Genomic DNA, 19,311 nt, shown 5'->3' with positions numbered 1-19,311 from the left:
TCAATTGACAAGAAACACATATAATATTCTGTGTTCCTTTCTATATGAAATAAGTTAGTCTTTACAAACGGATGATCTCGTCACGAGAGCACTTTATTAAGTGCTCTTTTCGTATTTCAAATACATACAAAATGAAATTTTTACCATGAAGATAATTATTAAATATTTTACGCTCATACATTATAATGGAATAGTTATTGTATATTGGCAGTAAGAGGAGCGACCTGATTAAGGGCTTCTCTTTTTTTATAAAATAGGATTATTGCAATCTCCCTCTGTATATCTTCTTGATCTGCGTTTCAGTGAATCCCTTGTACACAGCGAACAATTCAGGGAACTGGCTTAAACACATGTCAATAATTGTGTCATCTGTAGTTCTAATAAAGAAGTACTTAACTTCACCCATGTAATCGTTGTGTAGGTAATAACTCCTAATCTCGTAATGGCAGCCATTAGCTTCCAAGACTTCATACAGCTTGATCTTTGTTTCATCTATATCAAATATCGATAACTGCCCTTCGTTTTCTCTTACATTCTGAAACTGTAATTTTTGTTCTTCATCTAATTCAAATTTCACATTTGCTTCTACAACCATCATTCATCCCCCTCAGCTATGAAAATAGCGTTTTTGTTTAAGATAATAGCTCTAGATTAATTGGACATATTTACCGATTTATTCACCACTAAATCCATGTTAAAATCTCTTGTGAGTACGACATAGCTCAATTTTATGAAGCCCAGTAACATTTTCTGCGGGGCTTCTTTTTTTCAACAAGCCCTTAGTTAACTGTGCTGACTACCTTGATTTACAAAATCACTTTTTTAATACATTTATGAAACATTCACGTGCTATCTTCATTATGCCCTTAATATTATATATACTTAATATACGGATATATGTTATAATTCTTTTGTGAAACATCATGTGTTTCAAATACAACATTTTCTTGATGACCTCTTATCTTTCCGTAAGAGGTCTTTTTTTCAAATAACTATTTTGTTTAAATTTACCTTAATTCACATTAAGTTTTCTTAACATTCGAATTAACGACTGTATAATATAATTAAACTATTTGTATGAGAGGTGATTATTATGAACTGGAAACAAAAATACCATCCAAAGTATCTCTTTTACCGCATGTATAGCTATATTTATAAAGCCCTTGATGATATATCATGGTCCTTAAAATAATTGAGATTGTTATGAGTACACATTTGCTGTGTGCTCTTTCCACAGTTCCAAAAACGATCCTTAACTTTGTTTTACATGTCATAGCGCTATGTCTCCTAATCCAAATTCATGATTTCCTCTAAAGTTCTATCCGAAATATAAGTATTAATGATTTGTATCCTTTCGTATTTCTTTTTAGCCATTTCTATAGCCTCGCTCTCGGACTTCGCCTCAAACCAACGAAGCTTCCACTTTTCGTCTTTGTCATAAAACTCTACTGAGTACGTCATAACGCTATTACGCTTCAAAAATTTGTCCACGGTACTTGTTGCTGTGTAATTGAAACTTCTCACAACATCCTCTAGTGTTAGTTGTTTCATGCCCCCAGCCCCATCCCAAATTTACCGTGAACTTCCGGATAAAAAGTTTCAGTTTCTGAAGACATAGAATGCTCCGCCCCCCCAAAAACTTTTATATATTCTTTTCCTACACTTTTAAGTAAAAAACGAACATTTCTAACAACTTCAGCTTGAGGTACGTTTCCATAGTCTGCAAAAATTCCTATAACGTCAATTTTATCTGTTAAGTGCGCATATATGATAGCTATTGTATCGTCAATTCCAAAATCTCCAAAAAACAATACTTTTTTTCCCATACAATGTGACTCCTTATTTTTAATGGTTTTTTCAACAGATTATAATTATGGGATCGTAGTCGTAGTATAAGGTTATTCCCAAGTCATTTTGTAGTATTGTTTCTGCGATAATTTATCTATTTAACATATAATTTCGTTAACAATGAATACATTCCTTTTCTATAAAATCAAATAGTATATAGTTACTAATCTTAACGTATTTTTTCTGATATCCCATGCTCATTAAGTGGCCCCTAAAAAATATAATTGTATATTCCGCACTAAAAAAGCAAACACTTCATTTAGAAACATTTGCCTTTAATGGTTTGACTGTGATGCCGTGATAACCTATTAATAAAAATAGATTCCAACAGAAATTTATATTATTCCTTCAAATAAATATAATCCTTGCAGCAAAACCATATATACTATATACACGTATACATTAAACATACTTTAAGGAGAACAGAACATGATAAAACATATACTCAGTTTCATACTCGGAACATTTGTTATGTTAATTGGTTTCTTATGGGTTATTCCCTACACCCTAGAAACCATTGACAGTAATGTAAGCTATATTACTCATGACAAAAAGTATATTAGTAAGCTATATGACTATGACATTAACCTTTGGATGATTGCAATATTTATATTTTGCATTTTTTCTGCGATTTCTGTTTTTATATTAAAGTTACCTAATTATAATAGGAGCAAAAGCACTCATATAAAAAAATATAGTCAAACAAATCAGCGAAAAAAAGCAAAGAGAAGGCGTCGTAAATAATTGTTTTCTTATATAAAGAGATAATAAAGTTATTGTTTAATTCTTTTTAAACTAACTGCGCAAGATAGTTTAATAGGGATGATGATATAATTAAGGGCAGTTTACTTTATATTATAATTTATGAGGTGGAAAATGGACTCTTTAGAATTAAACAAATCTAAATATATTGTCTCTAATATCAAAGATATTTTGCATAAAAAGCTTATTCTTGATAAACCGCTAACTAAAGATGAGATAAAAAAATTAAACTTAGTTAATCCTACTGTATACGAAAATGAGAAGTATCTCATTCAAGAACGGTGGTTTTATAGTATTAATATCGGAGAATGGGAAGATGTAGATATTATTATTGAAGGAAATAATGAAAAGCCAAATGTTCAGATTATCGAAATGGCAGAAAAAATATTCGATGAACTCCATCTACATATAAGTTGTGCACTAAAATATTTACAAAAATTCTTCCCTAATCAAGAAATGAAGAACTACTATCTATCCACTATATATTTTGGAAAGATGGTTAATTTTGACGATTATATATTTCCTGGTTTTAGTTTAGCATTTATTTATGAAGGTATCTTTGAGTTTCAGTATAAAGTAAAATTTAAAGACAATGGATGGCCTATTGGTTTTGAAGGTGGGCCACTTTAATAATCATAGATACCTTTTTCTTATTGTGTGGGTTTAAAATAAAGATTAACTGTTTATAAAAAAAATGCAACGCTTTAGCCAATTGTAAGGACCACTTTTCCTCTGCCGTGACCACTTTCGATCTCTCGATGTGCGTCTGCGGCTTGGTGAAGCGGAAATGACTTCCTGATGTGGATGTGCAATTTCCCTTTGGAGTAAAGCTCTACCAGCTGGGCAAGCCGATTCACGGACCTTTGGCTGCGTATAGGGCGAACACCAAGCTCCTCTACAAGGTCGAAAGCAACAATTGTGCCAATTCTTTCTTTGTTTTCGACAAGCCCCAACGATGCGCGCAGAGCATCGTCCCCAGCGGCATCAAGGACTACGTCCACGCCATCCGGTGCTAGAGCACGAACTCTATCAACAAGACCATCTCCATAAGTGACAGGGATTGCACCCAGCGATCGAAGGTAATCATGGTTTCGTTCACTGGCCGTACCAATGACAGTTGCTCCCCATGCCTGGGCCAGTTGTACAGCGAATGTACCAACTCCACCAGCTGCAGCGTGAATCAATATGGTGTCTCCCTTGTCAACACTAAGTTCCTGTAATGCGGTGTGAGCCGTTTGACCAGAAGCTGTTATTGCACCAGCCTCCTCCCAAGGCATACTCTGTGGCTTATGCACAATCTGGTCAACGCTAACCACCACATATTCTGCATAGCAGGCCAGTAAAGCCCATCCAAGTACTTCATCGCCGATAGAGAAGTCTGTAACTTTATCCCCGACTTGATCAATAATTCCTGCGAATTCGTTACCGAGAATCTGTGGATACCGCACCGCCAAACCGGGTGGTGCCCAGCCACTGCTACGCACCGCCAAATCGAACGGCTGGATTCCAGCAGCCTTAACCCGGACCCGAACTTGCCCTGCACCAGCATGAGGGTTATCAAATTCCATTACTTTCAAAACATTTGGAGGACCAGAAGTAGAAATTGCAGCGGCTTTCATGCTATATCCCTCCTTAAAGGGTAGGGGTTCCAGCTTATGGTGGAGCGGAATTGAGCATGAATTAGGTAATTATATTTATTAACACCCAGACAGGCGAAATTTAAAATCTCTTTTTCTTGTTTGAAAAGATTAATTGATCGAATCGTTTGATCGTTATTCATAGGTAATCAGCCCTTTACATTATTTTAAAATGTAATCTCAGGATTACGAATTGACATGTTCTGCTATTGAACGATCATTGAATGTCTTTATTCAACTAAGCACCTCGATGGTAAATCCACCCGGGGCCTTAACATAGAATGTCCAGCGATGGGCCCTTTTGGGTGGTTTTACATCAAATCCATCATTCTTCAAGTGTTGATAGATCTCGTTCACCCGTTCTTCGCTCTCCTGTGAAAAACCAATATGAAAGGACTTCGGATAACTGACCTGAGTACCTTTCATCAAAGCGAGCAATAATCCATCTTCGTCTAATAGTACAGCGAACGAATCGCCATGCGTGCTCTTAGTTTGTAGGCTGAAGTATTTCTCCAAGAACTTTCGAGCAGCGTTAACATCAGTGACCGTTAGGTTGATATGGTTTAGTTTCAAAGGTTCCACTTCCTCTCTTTAGGTATAATACCTTCATCTCCATATTCACTGTTTAAGAATGCCTTCCCAAAATGGGAAGTAGTTAAGAAAAAATACTCATAATTAAAACAGTATAATCCTTTAAAATCTTTGAAAGTTTTTATTTCTTACATGTTTTATTCTATAATTGATTATTAATAAATAAAAAGACATTTTAATATATCTCTTTATATACTCGAGTATATGAATAAAGGAGTGATGAATGTGGAACTACTGCAACTGCATTATTTTCTCAAAGTCGCTAAGTTGGAGCATATGACGCAGGCTGCGCAAGAGCTTCACATCGCGCAGCCTGCTCTCAGCAAAACCATCGCTAGGTTGGAAGAGGATTTAGGTGTACCATTATTTGATCGCCAAGGAAGGAAGATTCGACTCAACTCATTTGGAAAAGCTTATCTAAAGAAAGTAGAAAAGGCACTCATGTTACTTGAAGAGGGCAGAAGAGAAGTTGAAGATCTTGCGGCAATGGAAAGAGGGCGTGTTTCTTTAGCAACAACAACTCATAAATGCTTTTCTGATGTAATAGGTTCTTTTATATCCTTGCACCCTGATATCAAACTTCAAATCACTCAAGCTTCAGAGAGGGAAAAGGTGCAACAGCTCCGAAGTGGAGATATCGATTTTTGTATCACTTTCCCTCCTATTGAGCAGACGGGGATAGAGGGATTGTCTTTTCTCACTGAAAAAATCTTACTAGCTGTTCCTCATACACATCGATTTGTTAATCGGAGCAACATAGACTTGAGAGAAGTGGCTAATGATCCTTTTATTTGTATAAAGCAAGGGAATCCATTCCGAGAAATGACGGATGAATTTTGTCAAAAAGCAGGATTTACTCCGAATATTATATGTGAAGTTGACGAACATTCTGCAGTAAGTTATTTCATCCGTATGGGAATTGGTATTGCTTTTATGCCAGAAACCTTAATAAAAAAAATAGAGACGTCATTTCATTTAGTGCATATTGATAATCCTATTTGTCAGCGTACCTATCAAATCGCATGGCTTGAAGGCCGTTATATGTCCGTGGCGGAACGTAAATTTCAGGAGTTTTTTGTCCAGAACTTTACTAATTTAAGGAAGTAATAAACCCTTAGTTTAGATTCGAACTTTATCAGCCTATAGCTCTAAATATTAGGACCCGAAGGTAAAAGGTTGAACATGACTGTCTCCTTTCTTAACTTTCAGGCCAATGATGGATTCATACATGATCACACCTCTTCTTACATAAATTAACTAGTAGTCTCTATTTAGTAGTTGATAAATTTAAAGATTATTAATATGAAGTAAAATAATACTTTTAACATACTGGAGCTTTTTTCCCATAACATAAGTAGACATATATCTCAGAAACTTATTGAACGATCTTCCATTAAAGGGCGTGATTGTGGAGTAACACAGGCAGAAAATGTTCAAATTTTTTTATGAAATAATGGACTAAATGAAAATATTAAGAACGTGTTTTGATCAATCTTTTTCAAAACACGCCCTTTTCTATGATCGTTTATCAAGATTATTAGTATCAAATTGATTAAACTTTATTTTAAATCTACAATATAATTCTGTATCAAAACGGTTCGTAGTAAGCTGTACTCCAGTCTTTGTATTATCCTTATCTTATACACTTCAACTTGCAACATGTTTGCAGTACCCTTGCTTAAATCATAATAAACGTAATATATCCACTATCAAGATAGTATACACTTTCCTTGCACATACTTTCTTCCTACTTATATACTTACCTTCGCTTCTCCAATATCCTGTTTTTTAATTAAATCTAAGTAAAAATGTGAGACAGTTGTATTGTAATAAGGAGAAATGAAAATAAATGATAGATTAAACGTAAACATTCCTATAAATGCAGCTAATAAAAACCAACCAATAAATGATAGCCAAAGAACAAATAACTTTAACTTTTGTCCTTTCATTATTCTTTTACTTTCTCTCAACGCTTCACTTGCTGTATAATCAGGATTCTCTACTAATATGTAATACGACATGGAATAAGAAAAATATTTAATAATACCTGGAACAATTAATAAGAGACTCCATAAAAAAAGAAAAATAGCTTGCAACAGGCCCAATTTTACTGATCTAAACAAATTGCTTTTTTTAAATCCTAGAAATACATCGTCCACTTTAGCATCTTCATTTTCACCTAAATGTAAGGTAAAAGCAGAATATCCATAATTAAAGATGCCTTGTATAGAACTGTAAATTAAGAAACAAATAAGTCCTAAAAAAATATAACTTAGAATAAGTAAAACTAGTGCAGTAGGGTCTACTTGGGGTTGCCCACCTATTGAATAAATAAATAATGCATCAGGGCCAATTATCCCGATAAACAGTACAAATATTAAATACATAAAAAAGGCAATTGCTGATGCACTTAAGGTTGGTACAAAATAGAATAAAGCTGATACTCCTATACCTCCCCCCCATTTCCCATCTAACGAATTCAGTGCTGCTTTCTTTAATTTTCCAATCATACTTGTGTCCCCTTCTTTTTTCTTATTTTCCTTTACTGAAAAAATAAAAGAACTTGTAGCAAGGCCCCGCTACAAGTTCTTTTAGCCAAACACTTTAACTCAGTAAAAAATCATTTATTCTACACAATCGGGGGTAATGCCTAAAATATGGTTTGTTATCATCATTATATAACATAATTATGAATTTTTGTTAAAAATTATATATATTCAGACAAATATTTCTCCACTTTTTTACTTTTCCCCATGTAGTTTTATCTACTGAAAATAAGTAAAAAAACATTTGGATTAATTGGAACAAAAGTTTTTTTATGAACATGAAAAGACCACCTACACAATTTCATAGGTGATCTTTTTTGTGATTTTGCACTTGTGCACTACTTTAAAAACACATCACAAATTCATCTTATTTGTTAAAGACTTAATTCTACAAAACAATTCTAGGAGCATAAAGTAATTCTTTCAGCATATGAACACTTCGAGTATTATATCATCACTTATTCTTAAATAAAGGTGCTATTTTATCAATCCGATTTGTCCAAATTCCACCTGTATAATCTTCAGGAATACGTTTTATATCTTCGGATGAGTCAAATCCACTTGAAAATCCAAATCCATTTCCACCTACAATGATAACGCGAGTATCTGCTTTATCCATTCTATTAAGAAAACGGTTCGGCCATCCCCAAAGCCAAGGAGCTACTTTGTCTGGAATATGCAACTCTCCATGCTTCAGACTTGAAGGCATGTAACCAGTCCACCCTAACGCAATATAAGTAAGAAGATCCTTTTTCATAGTTGCTTTTGACATTGTTCGTAAACTAGGGATACGCTCCTCAATCGCAGCAATTGGTTTATCACCACCATATACAGTTAGTTGCTCAAGGCGTTTTACTGGTAGTTTCTTAAGATAAGCAGCCAATTGGATTCCTTCATTTTCATCATCACTCTTAATATGAATAAGGAAAGAACGATCCGGAAAATGGTTAAGTACTTCATCAAGTGTTGGCATAACATTAGTCCCTTTGCCACGAAATGGGAATGTTTTACCCCCATCAGCTGTATAACCATAACCAATATCAAGTGCTTGTAATTCTTTTGTTGTAAAATCTCTTGTAACACCTTTACCATTAGTACGGCAATCAAGCGTCCAATCATGAAAAATAACAAAATTATTATCTTTAGTTGGTTGAACATCAAACTCTACTAGATCAGCTCCAGCTTTAAATGCAGCTTCCATAGATGGAATTGTATTTTCTAAATAAGAGTGTTCAGGTTTATTTATACGTTCTGCTGTACATGTATCACCCTCAATCCCATCCATGCTGAATGTTTGTGAAAGTCCTCGGTGAGCAAGAAGAATAGGAGCCCTCTCGTCCCTTTTAGCAAAAAAAGAACTGTTATTTACATAAACAAATACAAATAGGATAAGAATTATCCAAGTCGTTTTACGTTTCAGTAACCTTTTTATTTTAATCATTGTATTCTCCTCTTAACTATTTGTTGAAATGATTTAAACAACGTTTGTCATTTAAATACCGGTAAATGTTACAACCTATCTTATTACAATGCAATGGATATCATTGGCAATTAAAGATTCGTACTTTGATATAAAGCGGGAGAAATTGAAAATTAATATAAATATGTTGCTACGCTTTTTCTATTAGGTAATTCTATGTCTTATGCATTGATTTGAAAAAAATCGTAGTGTTTTCCTCTCTTTCAATTAATGAAATTCAATTGATTTTTAATGAAACTATTTAAATTGCATTTTTTTTGCTCTGACATATGGATATAAGTGTTTTTAAACGACATTATTTTCAAGCATTCATTTATTTGGAACAAAACAAAATATTTTATGTATTATGTGAAGAACAATAAATTTCAATTAAAAAAAGGGAGGAATAAGAATGAAAAAATTAAAAATGAGTATGATGGCATTCGTAACGACGTTGTTAGTAATGTTGGTCCCTTCTTCTACGTTTGCAAACACAATAGAGCCTTTTAGTTCTGGATGGGATTACTTAGGAGAAGAAACGTTATATTCAAATGGTGCTGAAAGTTATGTATATGCCTCGACTGGTGGAGATTACAAGATTTGCCGAGCAGCTGAAGTAGGTTCAACTAGTAAGTTAAAAGTTGAATTATGGGAGTACGATCCTGATAGCTATAATGATTATGTAGGCGTACGATATTTAGGACCCGGTGAATGTGGAGTTTTCAGAAATATTGGTGGCTTTGTGGATGGAGGAAATGAAGCGGAATTTTTTGCGAAATCAAGATCTAGCAGTAAGATGCATTTAATCTTTTTTGATTAATTCATTAACAAAATGTTCCGCTCTCTGTTTACTAACTATATTGTCTTCTGTTAACTTAAATCGTTAAACAACTTTATCTTTTAACTCTGTTCTTAATTTAAAGATAGTAATTACATCACTTTTCAAACGAAATAAATTAGTGTTTTACACTTTCTCAATATTACAGTATGAAATTTCTTATATAATTAAATTATTCTCTTTATTTATTTTATGTATCTGTTCCCTTTGAACCCTACTATTATAGGGTTCCTTTTTTTATAATCATATATTTATTAATTAATTTATCAATTTCCTGACTTAAATGGAGGACTTTCGTATGACTAAAGCCATGTTTATTTACCAGTTCTACTAATTCTAATTTTTTATTTTCTATTAGATCATTTAACTTCGCCACTAACATAAACTTCTTTCTTTCACACTCCCCCTGAACAAAATAAAAAGAGCTGCTCCCAGCTCTTGTATAATAAAAATCTTTATTATTGCAGTGTAAAATTTTCCATATTCTATTATAAATGAATATACATAAAGCCAACAACAATAATTTTAGTGTATTTAGAAATAAAAAAGCCGCAATAATTCATTACTGCTACAACTTCTTTATACATCCATTATTAATAAAAACATATTCTTTTGGTTTATCAGCTTCACCATATCAAGCTTCCAGCTTTATAATATGATCTGCTACTTCTTTTAATATCAAATTCATAAATAATAAAATAGGGTTCACATTATATTCTGTATCTCTTTGACACTCCCACGGCTAAAGCCGCAAGTCCTACACCTTACGGTGTAACGGATGGGATTCTTGAATGACTAAGCATTCGCAGTCCATTTCTGTTTTGAATAGCCTTCAAGATGAGGGTGTGCCATCACCCCTCCTAAGACAGACCATATAGGTTCTTAGGCTGATTGACTATTACCGCCAACCACAGTTGCGTAGCGAATATTCATCGCCCCAACGATATCACGATGTTTCTCAAATCCACATTGGCACTTGTATTTTCTGTCTTGCGCCTTGTTCTTTTCAGAACATTTCGGACATGTTTGACTTGTATAAGAAGGGTTCACATATTCGACCTTTATGCCAACTAATTTCGCTTTGTACTCGATGAATTGTGCTAAACGATGGAATGACCAAGTGTGTAGATTTTTTCCGTTTTTACGGCTTGTTCGTGCCGTCTGTCTAATGTTCGTTAGTTGCTCTAATCGAATGACAGAAATATTATTATCCGTTGCAAAATCAACGATTACACGACTTACTTTGTGGTCTTGGTCTTGCATCCATCTTTGTTCTTTATTATCAAGTTGACGAAGGGCATTCAGTTTCTTAGCTTCTCCTAACTTCTTGCGAGCACTGCGAAACTTACGTTTCATAAATTTGTTTTGCCTACCGTTTCCGAAGAAACGAACTTTCTCATCATCTGTGATGGCTACCGCAGGAACTTTGAGACCTAAGTCCACTCCTAAAATCTTTGTTCCCGTTTTTTCGTTTGTAGAAATTGTGACAGATATTTGAGCAATCCATTTAGCAGATTTCTTCGTGATACGAAGTGTACCTAACTTGTGTTTCAACAATTCGAAATTGCGATTATATTTGTCGATTAATAAAGCGCGAACCTTTAAACCAGTTGACTTTCCGTTTACCATAAACGGAATTGAAATGTGCGTGAAGTCAAATGAATAGTTTTGGTTATTCCATACACAAACAGGTCTTTTTAGAATCGGAACGATTTTGTATTTACTTTTTTTCACCTTTGTAGAAAACACACTTTTCGCATCTTTAATTGCTTGATTTTTCACCGCACTTGGGATATTAGCCTCAATATCCTTTGTACTTTTCTTTGCTTCAACCATTTCAGATACAAGGGCATTAATGACTTTTATATACTCGTGGCTACTTTGTTCCAATAGCATGATTTGTTCTTTTGTTGGAAGCAATTTAACTTTAACCGTGATGGTTTGTGGCACAAGTTTCACCCCCTCGTTTTTTGATTTTCAACATAATGTTTTATTGTCTCACTTGATACATTTCCAGCAGTAGAAACAAAATAAGAACGCGTTCATAAGCTCGGCAAGTGTTGAAGATGTGGAAACTCTTCTCTCAAACGTTTTGATGTCACTCCTTTAATTTTTGCGATTGTATCAGCAGGACTAAGTGTTGGTAGTGTATTTAAGAACAAGTGAACATGGTCTTTGTCGCATTCCATTGCAACAATAGAAATATCCAATTCTCCGCATATTTCTTGAACCAACTCTTTGAAACGTTCTTCTACTTTTGTGTTAAGAAAAATCTTTCTTCTGTATCGCATGCAAAACACAAAATGATAGTTAATTAATGACACGGTTGTTTTGGTTCTTCTATAATCATTCATTATGTTTGCGTTGTATCAGTTAGATTATGAAACTGCAACACGAAAAATAAATAAAAGATACCAAAATTTTGGATACTTAGAGTGCCACCAACTTTGCAGTTTTTAGTAGTACTCCTTATCCAAGCTCACTTTCATCCCATGCCTAAAGGCGAGGGGCTTTCTCGTTCGGGAAGGGCTGCAATTCTTTAGATCGGCTATAAATAACCATTTATCACCTTTTAAATTTGTATAATAGTCATTCTCTTCTTCCCAATTTCCTACGTGCTACTTCATATATAGAAAATCATCTTCTGCCAATGCTTCATTTAATTGTTCCTTTGTAAATGGAATGTCTTTACTATGATTGACTTATATATATCCTTTAACAAATGGAAACTTTAACGCTGCTTCTTCCCAGCTTCCTGTATTTATTAATTCCACCAATTCTTTATATTCATCATTTATAATTACTTTACCTCGAAAGGCTGTATACATTTCAAAAGACAAATTTATCACCTTCTTAAATTCATTATGAATTTAATTAACATATATACTTAACTATACAATAGATGGTTTTAGAAATCGTACTACGTTTCCCTTTTCACTAAATTCACTCTCATTGTTACAATTTTTCGAGGAGAGATCCACTATATAACTCTCTGAAATTTTAAAAGTTCTTTCCTCATTAAACATTGTCAAAGGAACTGATACTCCAACATTATTATCTAAATGACTTAATACCATTACAGGTATAGTTTCTCCTTTTAATAAATCAACATATGAGGTCTTAACTTTATAATAATGGCCTTCTAAAAAGTGCATTTTTCCGTTTATTAAATCCACTGCAACTCCATTATTACAGTACGCTAAGCTTTGATTTGAAAAATGGATGTCATCCGATACTTTAATAAATTTCATCGTTTTATTATCAAATATATAGTAACCCTCTCTTACTACAAAGAGATTATGCGGATTGATAAACTCTAGCAAATAATGCGTAATTTCAAAGCTAGCATCCCCCTCAATCATTTCTCTGTATTCTACATAAAGTTTCTCTAATTTTTTAAATGTACTTAGTTTGATCCCCTGATTTGGTCTTGATGCAAGTGTTAAGTCATCTAATACCCATTTAGCCACGTATGTTGACGTTGGAATCATTTACAATATACCCCCTTCAAAATTCTATATATGAACATATAAACTATTTAAATTTAATAAATTGGGCTCTACTTAAAGTATAGGCAGAATCTATTTAATAACTAAGATAATTCTCTAACTTTTTCATATTTACTTCTTAAAAATTATATCTATCAAAGTCTAAAATGAATTCTTTATAATCAATTTACATTTTCAGAAATTTGAGATATTATTTGTTATATACACCTTTTTTATTTTTTAAATCAATCTCAATACACATAAGCCCTTCGGGTTACTTGAAAGAAGAATGTAATGCTAAATGCATTGGTTCTTACTATCCAGTATCCTTGAAGGGCTTTTTGTATTGTCTAGAAAGGAGAGAATAAATGAGTTTTAATGAATTCGTACTAGATCAATGCGGTAAAACATGGCCAGAATTAAAAAATGATGCTCTTACTGAGAATCAGGATCTAACACATGAAGACATTCAAGAAATCATTTCAAAACAATACCTACTTTTAAGAAATGACTACGAAGAATTTCGATTAGAAACACAGTAAGAAAATATTAAACGCATGTATGCGTAATGAACAGACTTCTCAAATTTGAGGAGTTTTTATTATGGAGGGAGTTAAGATGAATAATTTTATTGAGCTGCTAAATGAAACTTACTGGGATAGCTGTTTACTTCACGAAAATGCTGAAATTCAAAAGTTCTCTAATAAAAAAATTGAATTTACAAAAACGATGCTTTTTTTAGATTCCTATAATCGTATCTACAAAAAGAATCCAGAAATTTTTACTTTTATGATGGAAATACTCTCTTCAAGTCTCATTAAAGCAATATATCGTTTTATCGCTCCGAAACTTGAAGAAAGAAATCTTCTCGAAAAAACAGAAGTACATCATAAATTCCAAAATACGCAGCAAAAGTCAACTTTCTATTTCAACAGTAAGATAGGGCAATATGAATTGAGTATTAACTTTGAAAGTATTACATCAATTAGCATGTACTTTGGAAGTCATGTATTTAACGATATTATTCTGCTAGACAGACAAATTCACTTTCTGTTGGACCAATTTTCAGATGCAGCAGCAAGTCATTATGAAGATGATAGAAATATTATTAAAGATAATAAGGAGGAATTATAATATGTTTGAAAATAATAATGAGTTATTTAGTCTATATTTAAATGGTGAGTTTCAAGGGTATTTGAATAGTGAAGATTATCGTCAAATAGCTGCAGCAATTCGTGTTTATGGAATGAAAGGAGATCTGATTATTACTTCTTTCATGGATACTATGGTTATTTCGACAATAGGCATATTTTTAGATTATAACTTACCAGAAATACGTCAACCGTTAATGCAGGAACTAGTGCCAATGCAACAAAGTCCAGAGACTCCGGAACTAGTCCTTCTTGGAAATATTCAATTTTACGCTCAAGATGATGAAACAATTGAAGAGTTTGCTGAATTTTTATTAGAACGGGTTAAAGATACTCCGAATTATCCAGATGGGTTAATTCAGGGTGTTATATATGGAGTTGTTATTCCTGTCGGGACGGATTTTAAATGAGATATGCCAGAGGAACTAGGAGAAAACATAAACGATACTAAAAATAGCGAATCTATTTTACTATTATTTTATTGGCTAAATTGCATTGGAAATGAAAACTATTATTTAGCGAGAATTGAGGAAAGATATGTTATAGATGGGCAAGATCCATTAGATACATGGGGTAATTTACATGTACCATCATTAGATTTATCCTTAAATGTTTCAATCTCCTTTGGGTTTGAAAAGGAGGATACAATATGAAAATACGTAATATTTATCGTCATAGTTATGGAACTGCAAGTATAGATAAAATTCTTCCTTCAATAATAACTAAAAGCATTTGGGATTTTTTTAAAACACAAATACTTTTAAGAAACAATTCTTTATTAAGCTATAAACACATCTTTGATTTAAAATTGGAGGATAATTATTTAGTATTAAATTATCAACCAGAAAGTCCAGGTTTTGAGATACGTTCCAAAACAGATGTAAAAGTGGATAAACTTCCATTAGCACACCGTATATGGATTATTGATAACTGTAAAAGTTTTATTATGATGTTACCTACGGATTATTGATAGGAATTAGACTATACACTTATTTTACTAAGTAAAAAAAGCGCTACAAAATAATACCATTTAAAATACCGGTTCTTATTAGAACCGGTATTTTTATTATGTATTAAGCTTTAGGATCCATTAATTATAGGATAGCCTATAGATATAATACACTCCCCTATAGTTAAGTTACTTAGATTTTTTCAATTCTTTGTTTGCTTTATCAATTAACTTAGAAGCAGTCTCTAATCTTTCAACCCCAGCATCAACTTCATTTTCTTTACCCTTATCTAAACCTTCTTGTATGATTGCAACTCCATCTTTTACATGAATCATCGCTACACCTACATTATGTTGTACTGGGTGATCTTTTTCTTCATACTCTAACTTACTTATTTTGTCCACTAACTCTAAGTAGGGTTTAGATACTTCTTTTAACTTTTCTGACTTTTTCTTCATTGACTTGCTACTTTTTACAATACCGTCTATTTCCTTAGATTGTTCGGAGAAATCTTTCATTAAATATTCTAGGTTCTTACTGAAGTCTTCTTTTTTATTCTGTTTAACAGAAGCTTCCATTGCTTCATCTTTCTTAACCTTTGTCTCACATCCAACCCCAGTTAACATTAACATTGGAACTACTAAAAAAGATAAAATCTTATGTTTCATTGACATATACCCCTTTGTTTTAAAATGCTTTTTCTATTCTTTCCACTTTTTTATTTGCTTCCGTTTTATTCGCCACTACGAATATCGTTTATTTTACCTAATCATCGTTGTTGGAAGTTGATTAATATTAGCTTATTTGTCTTATAAGTTAAATCGATAATAATTAAATCCAAAAATATTTCAGTTCTTTTTGTATGTAATTTAAGGCAAACCTCTTTCGTTTTTTAAAGAAGTTCTTTGGTTCGTTTGAAAATAATCTCCATAGAAGTCGTATATCCTGAGATTGTTAGAGTAAGGACTTGAACAAATTCCCAACCATCCTCAGCATGTTCGATAATAATACGCTTATAATCTTCTTTGGGTTGCCCTTTCCATCCATTAATTTCGACTTCCACAAATTTGTAATCATACATATTCTTCCACCCCTTTTCCCTAATTGTACCATTTAGAAGAAGCGATGTATTGTACTTTTTTAGCTGCATACTCTATACATATGCAGTTAACATAGCGCATCATTAGCAAGGCCAAGGAGGAATCTTCCCCTTACAAGGGAACCTCTTTTCTTTGTTCTATCGACCTATGCATTTTTTATACATTCCTATCCTGGCACTTAGGTTGATAGCGATGTGGTAGGACCCCTATATAAGAAGAAAGAATATGACCCAAACCGAAACATAATGAAAATCGTATATATGCATAACCACATTTAAAATCACCGATGATAATGTTATACTAATATCAACCAAGAAGAATCCAACAAATTATGATTGATCACTACATTTTCTTTCATAGCATGTCAACGTAAAAAAGACACTATCCATTGTGTCTTTTTTTACGCTTTGAGATGAATACATTGACTCAATACTTATATTTAACTAGTTTTTTTAAAAATTTTAATAACCATCTATCTGTTATACGATAGATGGTTATTATATTTTTAAATAGTGCATTAAACAATTTTTTAACCTTATACATTTATTATTTAATTATTCTTTTTACATCCTCTACACTTACTGAAGTTGCTTCCGCTATGATTTCAACTGAAACACCTAAATTGAAAAAGTTTTGGATTAAATGAACTCTTTCTTGTTCTCTTGCTTTTTGATCAACTTCTAATAATTGTTGTATTAAATCTGTACTCATTATAAACACTCCTCTTAAATTTTTTAATAAAAAACCCATTGGATACTAGGTTCTCTATTTTTATAGAACATTTTAAATAATAAAGAAGAGCTGGTGGATAAAATCCACCAGCTTTCCTTTTTCTTGCTATTCAATTAGAAGCTAACCGTCGCTGCTTCCTCTCCTGAACTAATCATTCGTTGTTCAATCTTTCCTAGCAGTTCCTTTATCTTATCTGAATAAAGTTTGACTGCTTTCGTAGATTGAGCATTCTTAAGCTCTTCTGTCCATTCTGCTAAATCTTCTTTTTCTTGATCATCTAGATAATCAAAAACTTCCTTTCGAGACATCGGGCTCACCTCAACTCACTTTATTTGGCCGTTACATAACCAAATCTCCTCATCTCTCTATTTCTATTTATACCAGATTACTCCTCTTTTATTCCTTATTCTTTTTCTCGAGTTCGGCCAATTTCTTTGAAATAGACTGAATCTCGTCGGTTTTCACTTGTTCCGTTGCCAAGCGATTGTGCAGCAGGAAGGCTTGCCCTGAAATCCCAGCAAGAATACTCGTCTGAAGAATATCCATCATTGTTTCAGGGTTAAACATTGCAACACCAACGAGTGAAGCAATACTACCTACAAACATCTCTCCCAAGAAACCCGGGTGAAATGCAAGCTTGCTCTTACGAGGCAACAAGAACTTTTTGTTTGTGATGTAATGACTAGCCAATCCTGAGACCATACCAGCCACAACTGACACAATTACTGTAACCAACATAATATGCACCCCTTTTGGAAAAACTTTTAACATTGCAGCAGCAGTTTCTAATTAATAATTAGTTCTTATGACATAGCATCACCCCTTTCAGGCAAAAACAAATAACCTTCCAGGAAAATGAATTGTTTACACAATGAAATAAAGTAACATAAAGTTCCTTTTTGTGTAATTTCATTAACCCGAAAGGTTATAAATAGTTAGTGATATAAAAATAGAAAAAGAAAAAAATGCAACTAAATTATATCACAATGAAGTTTATTTCATCTCTAAATTCAGAAAATTTATCCGTTATTTTACTTTCTCAAGTTAACAAATCAAATTCTTTGATACCTTTACACCTTCTAATAATTCAAAAGCCTGATTATTATTTATTTTTTTAATCTGCCATCAATTATGCTGTAGATTACACTACAATTTTGATGAATATAGAATTCCAATATCTCAAATGCTACTTTTTTATTCTCTTCATTTTCATAGTTGTATAAGTTTATTATTCTAGTTCCTGTCTCACGTACTAACCACAATACCTTACGCTTAAATAAGAAATAATAATATGGGACCATTAAATCCGCCACATCTGATTCTCGATTATTCATTTCTAACAAAGAATTCGAGAATTCTTTGTTATTAAAGACGGCCACTTTTTTTATTATTTTCATACTCGATATATTCACCTTTCTTAGAAAATAAAAAAGACAAGGAATTAATCCTCATCTTTTTCATAACTACAGTTAATTTTTCTCTTCATATTCGATTACCATAACCAAAAGCGGTTGGCCTTGTTCACGTTCTATGAATCCGCTTGGTGTTATTTTTCCAACTATTTTTCCATGCTTAGCACAATACTTCAAAAAACCATTCACTTCTTCATCAATTCTTAATGCATCAGCAATAACAGTTCTGATTTGTAATAACATAGTAAATCCCCCGATATTTTCTTATTTTAAATATGTAATCTCAGAAACTCGAAATCCATTTATTTCTGGTACATATTTAAATTCCAGAATTAAGCCGTTTTGTTTTACCAAAAACAATCCTTTTTTGACTTTTGTAATAGTTCTTGGTTTTTCATAATTAAATAGACTTGGTTTACTTTTATAAGTAACTTTGTAATTCTTATTTGTACTAAAATAATCTGATGTAAATTCATCAGCTAATTCTACAGTTGTTACATGATTTCCTAAAAACATTTCTAGTTCTCTTTTTTTTTGATAAATAGTTAAGTGGCCATTCTTATCAATATCATCAAATATTAATTTGAATTGCCCTCCTAAGTCGTTAATCACATTTTGTGATAATTCATCTTCAAACAAATAATCGTATTGAATTTTTTCTTTCAAATCTTCTACTTTGATTGGTGTTAACGCTTCTGTTTGAGGTTCATCCTTTATAAAGGTGTTATAAAAAACAAACATCATAGCTAAAACGCCTAACATTAAAAATAATCTCTTAATCTTCATAAAGTCTTCAT

The 19,311-nt window shown here is 32.7% G+C and carries 24 protein-coding genes and 4 pseudogenes; 8 read left to right on the top strand and 20 right to left on the bottom strand.

The genetic code is table 11. From position 1 onward, the window contains the following. Positions 1-259 precede the first annotated feature (259 nt). The 3 genes and pseudogenes from QCI46_RS27685 to QCI46_RS27675 all read right to left on the bottom strand — a co-directional run. Positions 260-505 (bottom strand): hypothetical protein, encoded by a 246-nt coding sequence (locus QCI46_RS27685; RefSeq protein WP_088123271.1) that lies wholly within the window; start codon positions 503-505, stop codon positions 260-262. 782 nt (positions 506-1,287) lie between these two features. Next, positions 1,288-1,551 (bottom strand): hypothetical protein, encoded by a 264-nt coding sequence (locus QCI46_RS27680; protein ID WP_088064959.1) that lies wholly within the window; start codon positions 1,549-1,551, stop codon positions 1,288-1,290. Between the two features lie 8 nt (positions 1,552-1,559). Next, a pseudogene (locus QCI46_RS27675) lies at positions 1,560-1,826 on the bottom strand (nucleoside hydrolase); the annotation flags it as partial. A 451-nt stretch (positions 1,827-2,277) separates the two neighbouring features. On the opposite strand from QCI46_RS27675, the gene QCI46_RS27670 reads away from it, so the two are divergent. Both QCI46_RS27670 and QCI46_RS27665 read left to right on the top strand, forming a co-directional pair. Then, complete coding sequence (locus QCI46_RS27670; RefSeq protein ID WP_098961717.1) at positions 2,278-2,592, top strand: hypothetical protein; 315 nt, start codon at positions 2,278-2,280, stop codon at positions 2,590-2,592. Positions 2,593-2,724: 132 nt separating this feature from the next. Beyond that, positions 2,725-3,240, top strand: a complete 516-nt coding sequence (locus QCI46_RS27665) for a hypothetical protein (protein WP_353841959.1) — start codon at positions 2,725-2,727, stop codon at positions 3,238-3,240. A gap of 74 nt (positions 3,241-3,314) precedes the next feature. Here the strand turns inward: QCI46_RS27665 and QCI46_RS27660 are convergent, their stop codons facing one another. Then, positions 3,315-4,229: an NADP-dependent oxidoreductase gene (locus QCI46_RS27660; protein ID WP_353841958.1), complete on the bottom strand. Its 915-nt coding sequence runs from the start codon at positions 4,227-4,229 to the stop codon at positions 3,315-3,317. A gap of 252 nt (positions 4,230-4,481) precedes the next feature. Further along, positions 4,482-4,820, bottom strand: coding sequence for a VOC family protein (locus QCI46_RS27655; RefSeq protein ID WP_097859115.1), 339 nt, complete (start codon positions 4,818-4,820; stop codon positions 4,482-4,484). A gap of 243 nt (positions 4,821-5,063) precedes the next feature. On the opposite strand from QCI46_RS27655, the gene QCI46_RS27650 reads away from it, so the two are divergent. After that, positions 5,064-5,945, top strand: a complete 882-nt coding sequence (locus QCI46_RS27650; RefSeq protein ID WP_353841957.1) for a LysR family transcriptional regulator — start codon at positions 5,064-5,066, stop codon at positions 5,943-5,945. 644 nt (positions 5,946-6,589) lie between these two features. Here the strand turns inward: QCI46_RS27650 and QCI46_RS27645 are convergent. Next, a complete protein-coding gene (locus QCI46_RS27645) occupies positions 6,590-7,348 on the bottom strand; it encodes a DUF975 family protein (RefSeq protein ID WP_353841956.1) in 759 nt (252 codons plus the stop codon). A 490-nt stretch (positions 7,349-7,838) separates the two neighbouring features. Next, the gene (locus tag QCI46_RS27640) at positions 7,839-8,825 is read right to left on the bottom strand and encodes a glycerophosphodiester phosphodiesterase family protein (protein WP_353841955.1); all 987 of its coding nucleotides are present in this window, start codon (positions 8,823-8,825) and stop codon (positions 7,839-7,841) included. Positions 8,826-9,255: 430 nt separating this feature from the next. On the opposite strand from QCI46_RS27640, the gene QCI46_RS27635 reads away from it, so the two are divergent. Next, positions 9,256-9,663: a hypothetical protein gene (locus QCI46_RS27635; RefSeq protein WP_000734339.1), complete on the top strand. Its 408-nt coding sequence runs from the start codon at positions 9,256-9,258 to the stop codon at positions 9,661-9,663. Between the two features lie 238 nt (positions 9,664-9,901). Here QCI46_RS27635 and QCI46_RS27630 read toward each other — a convergent pair whose 3' ends face one another. The 5 genes and pseudogenes from QCI46_RS27630 to QCI46_RS27610 form a co-directional block, all read right to left on the bottom strand. Next, positions 9,902-10,063, bottom strand: a complete 162-nt coding sequence (locus tag QCI46_RS27630) for an aspartyl-phosphate phosphatase Spo0E family protein (protein ID WP_074593997.1) — start codon at positions 10,061-10,063, stop codon at positions 9,902-9,904. 500 nt (positions 10,064-10,563) lie between these two features. Continuing rightward, complete coding sequence (locus QCI46_RS27625; RefSeq protein ID WP_353841954.1) at positions 10,564-11,631, bottom strand: RNA-guided endonuclease InsQ/TnpB family protein; 1,068 nt, start codon at positions 11,629-11,631, stop codon at positions 10,564-10,566. Positions 11,632-11,636: 5 nt separating this feature from the next. Beyond that, positions 11,637-12,038: pseudogene (gene tnpA, locus QCI46_RS27620) on the bottom strand (IS200/IS605 family transposase). A 177-nt stretch (positions 12,039-12,215) separates the two neighbouring features. Then, positions 12,216-12,509 (bottom strand): annotated as a pseudogene (locus QCI46_RS27615) (hypothetical protein); the annotation flags it as partial. A 63-nt stretch (positions 12,510-12,572) separates the two neighbouring features. Continuing rightward, entirely contained in the window at positions 12,573-13,172 is a 600-nt protein-coding gene (locus tag QCI46_RS27610) for a hypothetical protein (protein ID WP_353841953.1), read from the bottom strand. A gap of 365 nt (positions 13,173-13,537) precedes the next feature. On the opposite strand from QCI46_RS27610, the gene QCI46_RS27605 reads away from it, so the two are divergent. The 4 genes and pseudogenes from QCI46_RS27605 to QCI46_RS27590 all read left to right on the top strand — a co-directional run bounded on the left by QCI46_RS27605 (position 13,538) and on the right by QCI46_RS27590 (position 15,290). Next, the gene (locus QCI46_RS27605; RefSeq protein ID WP_172794985.1) at positions 13,538-13,711 is read left to right on the top strand and encodes a hypothetical protein; all 174 of its coding nucleotides are present in this window, start codon (positions 13,538-13,540) and stop codon (positions 13,709-13,711) included. A gap of 76 nt (positions 13,712-13,787) precedes the next feature. After that, positions 13,788-14,303, top strand: a complete 516-nt coding sequence (locus QCI46_RS27600) for a hypothetical protein (RefSeq protein WP_353842113.1) — start codon at positions 13,788-13,790, stop codon at positions 14,301-14,303. A 307-nt stretch (positions 14,304-14,610) separates the two neighbouring features. Next, positions 14,611-14,973 (top strand): annotated as a pseudogene (locus tag QCI46_RS27595) (hypothetical protein). Beyond that, positions 14,970-15,290 (top strand): DUF960 family protein, encoded by a 321-nt coding sequence (locus QCI46_RS27590; protein WP_353841952.1) that lies wholly within the window; start codon positions 14,970-14,972, stop codon positions 15,288-15,290. Before QCI46_RS27595 ends, QCI46_RS27590 begins: the two are co-directional and overlap by 4 nt. Before the next feature lie 168 nt (positions 15,291-15,458). Here the strand turns inward: QCI46_RS27590 and QCI46_RS27585 are convergent, their stop codons facing one another. The 8 genes from QCI46_RS27585 to QCI46_RS27550 all read right to left on the bottom strand — a co-directional run bounded on the left by QCI46_RS27585 (position 15,459) and on the right by QCI46_RS27550 (position 19,300). Then, the gene (locus QCI46_RS27585) at positions 15,459-15,944 is read right to left on the bottom strand and encodes a hypothetical protein (protein WP_353841951.1); all 486 of its coding nucleotides are present in this window, start codon (positions 15,942-15,944) and stop codon (positions 15,459-15,461) included. Positions 15,945-16,162: 218 nt separating this feature from the next. Beyond that, entirely contained in the window at positions 16,163-16,351 is a 189-nt protein-coding gene (locus QCI46_RS27580) for a DUF4177 domain-containing protein (protein ID WP_061682331.1), read from the bottom strand. Positions 16,352-16,916: 565 nt separating this feature from the next. Beyond that, positions 16,917-17,081: a hypothetical protein gene (locus tag QCI46_RS27575; protein WP_353841950.1), complete on the bottom strand. Its 165-nt coding sequence runs from the start codon at positions 17,079-17,081 to the stop codon at positions 16,917-16,919. Between the two features lie 134 nt (positions 17,082-17,215). Beyond that, entirely contained in the window at positions 17,216-17,410 is a 195-nt protein-coding gene (locus QCI46_RS27570; RefSeq protein WP_000087398.1) for a hypothetical protein, read from the bottom strand. A gap of 88 nt (positions 17,411-17,498) precedes the next feature. Next, the gene (locus QCI46_RS27565) at positions 17,499-17,840 is read right to left on the bottom strand and encodes a DUF4257 domain-containing protein (RefSeq protein WP_000961797.1); all 342 of its coding nucleotides are present in this window, start codon (positions 17,838-17,840) and stop codon (positions 17,499-17,501) included. A gap of 368 nt (positions 17,841-18,208) precedes the next feature. Further along, positions 18,209-18,499, bottom strand: coding sequence for a hypothetical protein (locus QCI46_RS27560; protein WP_353841949.1), 291 nt, complete (start codon positions 18,497-18,499; stop codon positions 18,209-18,211). Between the two features lie 72 nt (positions 18,500-18,571). Continuing rightward, positions 18,572-18,757: a hypothetical protein gene (locus QCI46_RS27555; RefSeq protein WP_088062789.1), complete on the bottom strand. Its 186-nt coding sequence runs from the start codon at positions 18,755-18,757 to the stop codon at positions 18,572-18,574. Between the two features lie 21 nt (positions 18,758-18,778). After that, positions 18,779-19,300, bottom strand: a complete 522-nt coding sequence (locus QCI46_RS27550; protein ID WP_353841948.1) for a peptide ABC transporter ATP-binding protein — start codon at positions 19,298-19,300, stop codon at positions 18,779-18,781. Positions 19,301-19,311: the final 11 nt, after the last annotated feature.

The organism is Bacillus cereus group sp. RP32 (genome assembly GCF_040459735.1).
Classification (GTDB): Bacteria; Bacillota; Bacilli; order Bacillales; family Bacillaceae_G; genus Bacillus_A; species Bacillus_A wiedmannii.
Note: the sequence above shows the minus strand (reverse complement) of the source record. Positions and strands in the feature narration are given on the sequence as shown.

Coding starts and splice junctions, on each gene's coding strand:
- QCI46_RS27680 (WP_088064959.1), bottom strand. CDS start 1,551: ATGAAACAACTAACACTAGAGGATGTTGTGAGAAGTTTCAATTACACA.
- QCI46_RS27670 (WP_098961717.1), top strand. CDS start 2,278: ATGATAAAACATATACTCAGTTTCATACTCGGAACATTTGTTATGTTA.
- QCI46_RS27665 (WP_353841959.1), top strand. CDS start 2,725: ATGGACTCTTTAGAATTAAACAAATCTAAATATATTGTCTCTAATATC.
- QCI46_RS27660 (WP_353841958.1), bottom strand. CDS start 4,229: ATGAAAGCCGCTGCAATTTCTACTTCTGGTCCTCCAAATGTTTTGAAA.
- QCI46_RS27645 (WP_353841956.1), bottom strand. CDS start 7,348: ATGATTGGAAAATTAAAGAAAGCAGCACTGAATTCGTTAGATGGGAAA.
- QCI46_RS27640 (WP_353841955.1), bottom strand. CDS start 8,825: ATGATTAAAATAAAAAGGTTACTGAAACGTAAAACGACTTGGATAATT.
- QCI46_RS27635 (WP_000734339.1), top strand. CDS start 9,256: ATGAAAAAATTAAAAATGAGTATGATGGCATTCGTAACGACGTTGTTA.
- QCI46_RS27630 (WP_074593997.1), bottom strand. CDS start 10,063: ATGTTAGTGGCGAAGTTAAATGATCTAATAGAAAATAAAAAATTAGAA.
- QCI46_RS27610 (WP_353841953.1), bottom strand. CDS start 13,172: ATGATTCCAACGTCAACATACGTGGCTAAATGGGTATTAGATGACTTA.
- QCI46_RS27605 (WP_172794985.1), top strand. CDS start 13,538: ATGAGTTTTAATGAATTCGTACTAGATCAATGCGGTAAAACATGGCCA.
- QCI46_RS27600 (WP_353842113.1), top strand. CDS start 13,788: ATGAATAATTTTATTGAGCTGCTAAATGAAACTTACTGGGATAGCTGT.
- QCI46_RS27590 (WP_353841952.1), top strand. CDS start 14,970: ATGAAAATACGTAATATTTATCGTCATAGTTATGGAACTGCAAGTATA.
- QCI46_RS27585 (WP_353841951.1), bottom strand. CDS start 15,944: ATGTCAATGAAACATAAGATTTTATCTTTTTTAGTAGTTCCAATGTTA.
- QCI46_RS27580 (WP_061682331.1), bottom strand. CDS start 16,351: ATGTATGATTACAAATTTGTGGAAGTCGAAATTAATGGATGGAAAGGG.
- QCI46_RS27575 (WP_353841950.1), bottom strand. CDS start 17,081: ATGAGTACAGATTTAATACAACAATTATTAGAAGTTGATCAAAAAGCA.
- QCI46_RS27570 (WP_000087398.1), bottom strand. CDS start 17,410: ATGTCTCGAAAGGAAGTTTTTGATTATCTAGATGATCAAGAAAAAGAA.
- QCI46_RS27565 (WP_000961797.1), bottom strand. CDS start 17,840: ATGTTGGTTACAGTAATTGTGTCAGTTGTGGCTGGTATGGTCTCAGGA.
- QCI46_RS27560 (WP_353841949.1), bottom strand. CDS start 18,499: ATGAAAATAATAAAAAAAGTGGCCGTCTTTAATAACAAAGAATTCTCG.
- QCI46_RS27555 (WP_088062789.1), bottom strand. CDS start 18,757: ATGTTATTACAAATCAGAACTGTTATTGCTGATGCATTAAGAATTGAT.
- QCI46_RS27550 (WP_353841948.1), bottom strand. CDS start 19,300: ATGAAGATTAAGAGATTATTTTTAATGTTAGGCGTTTTAGCTATGATG.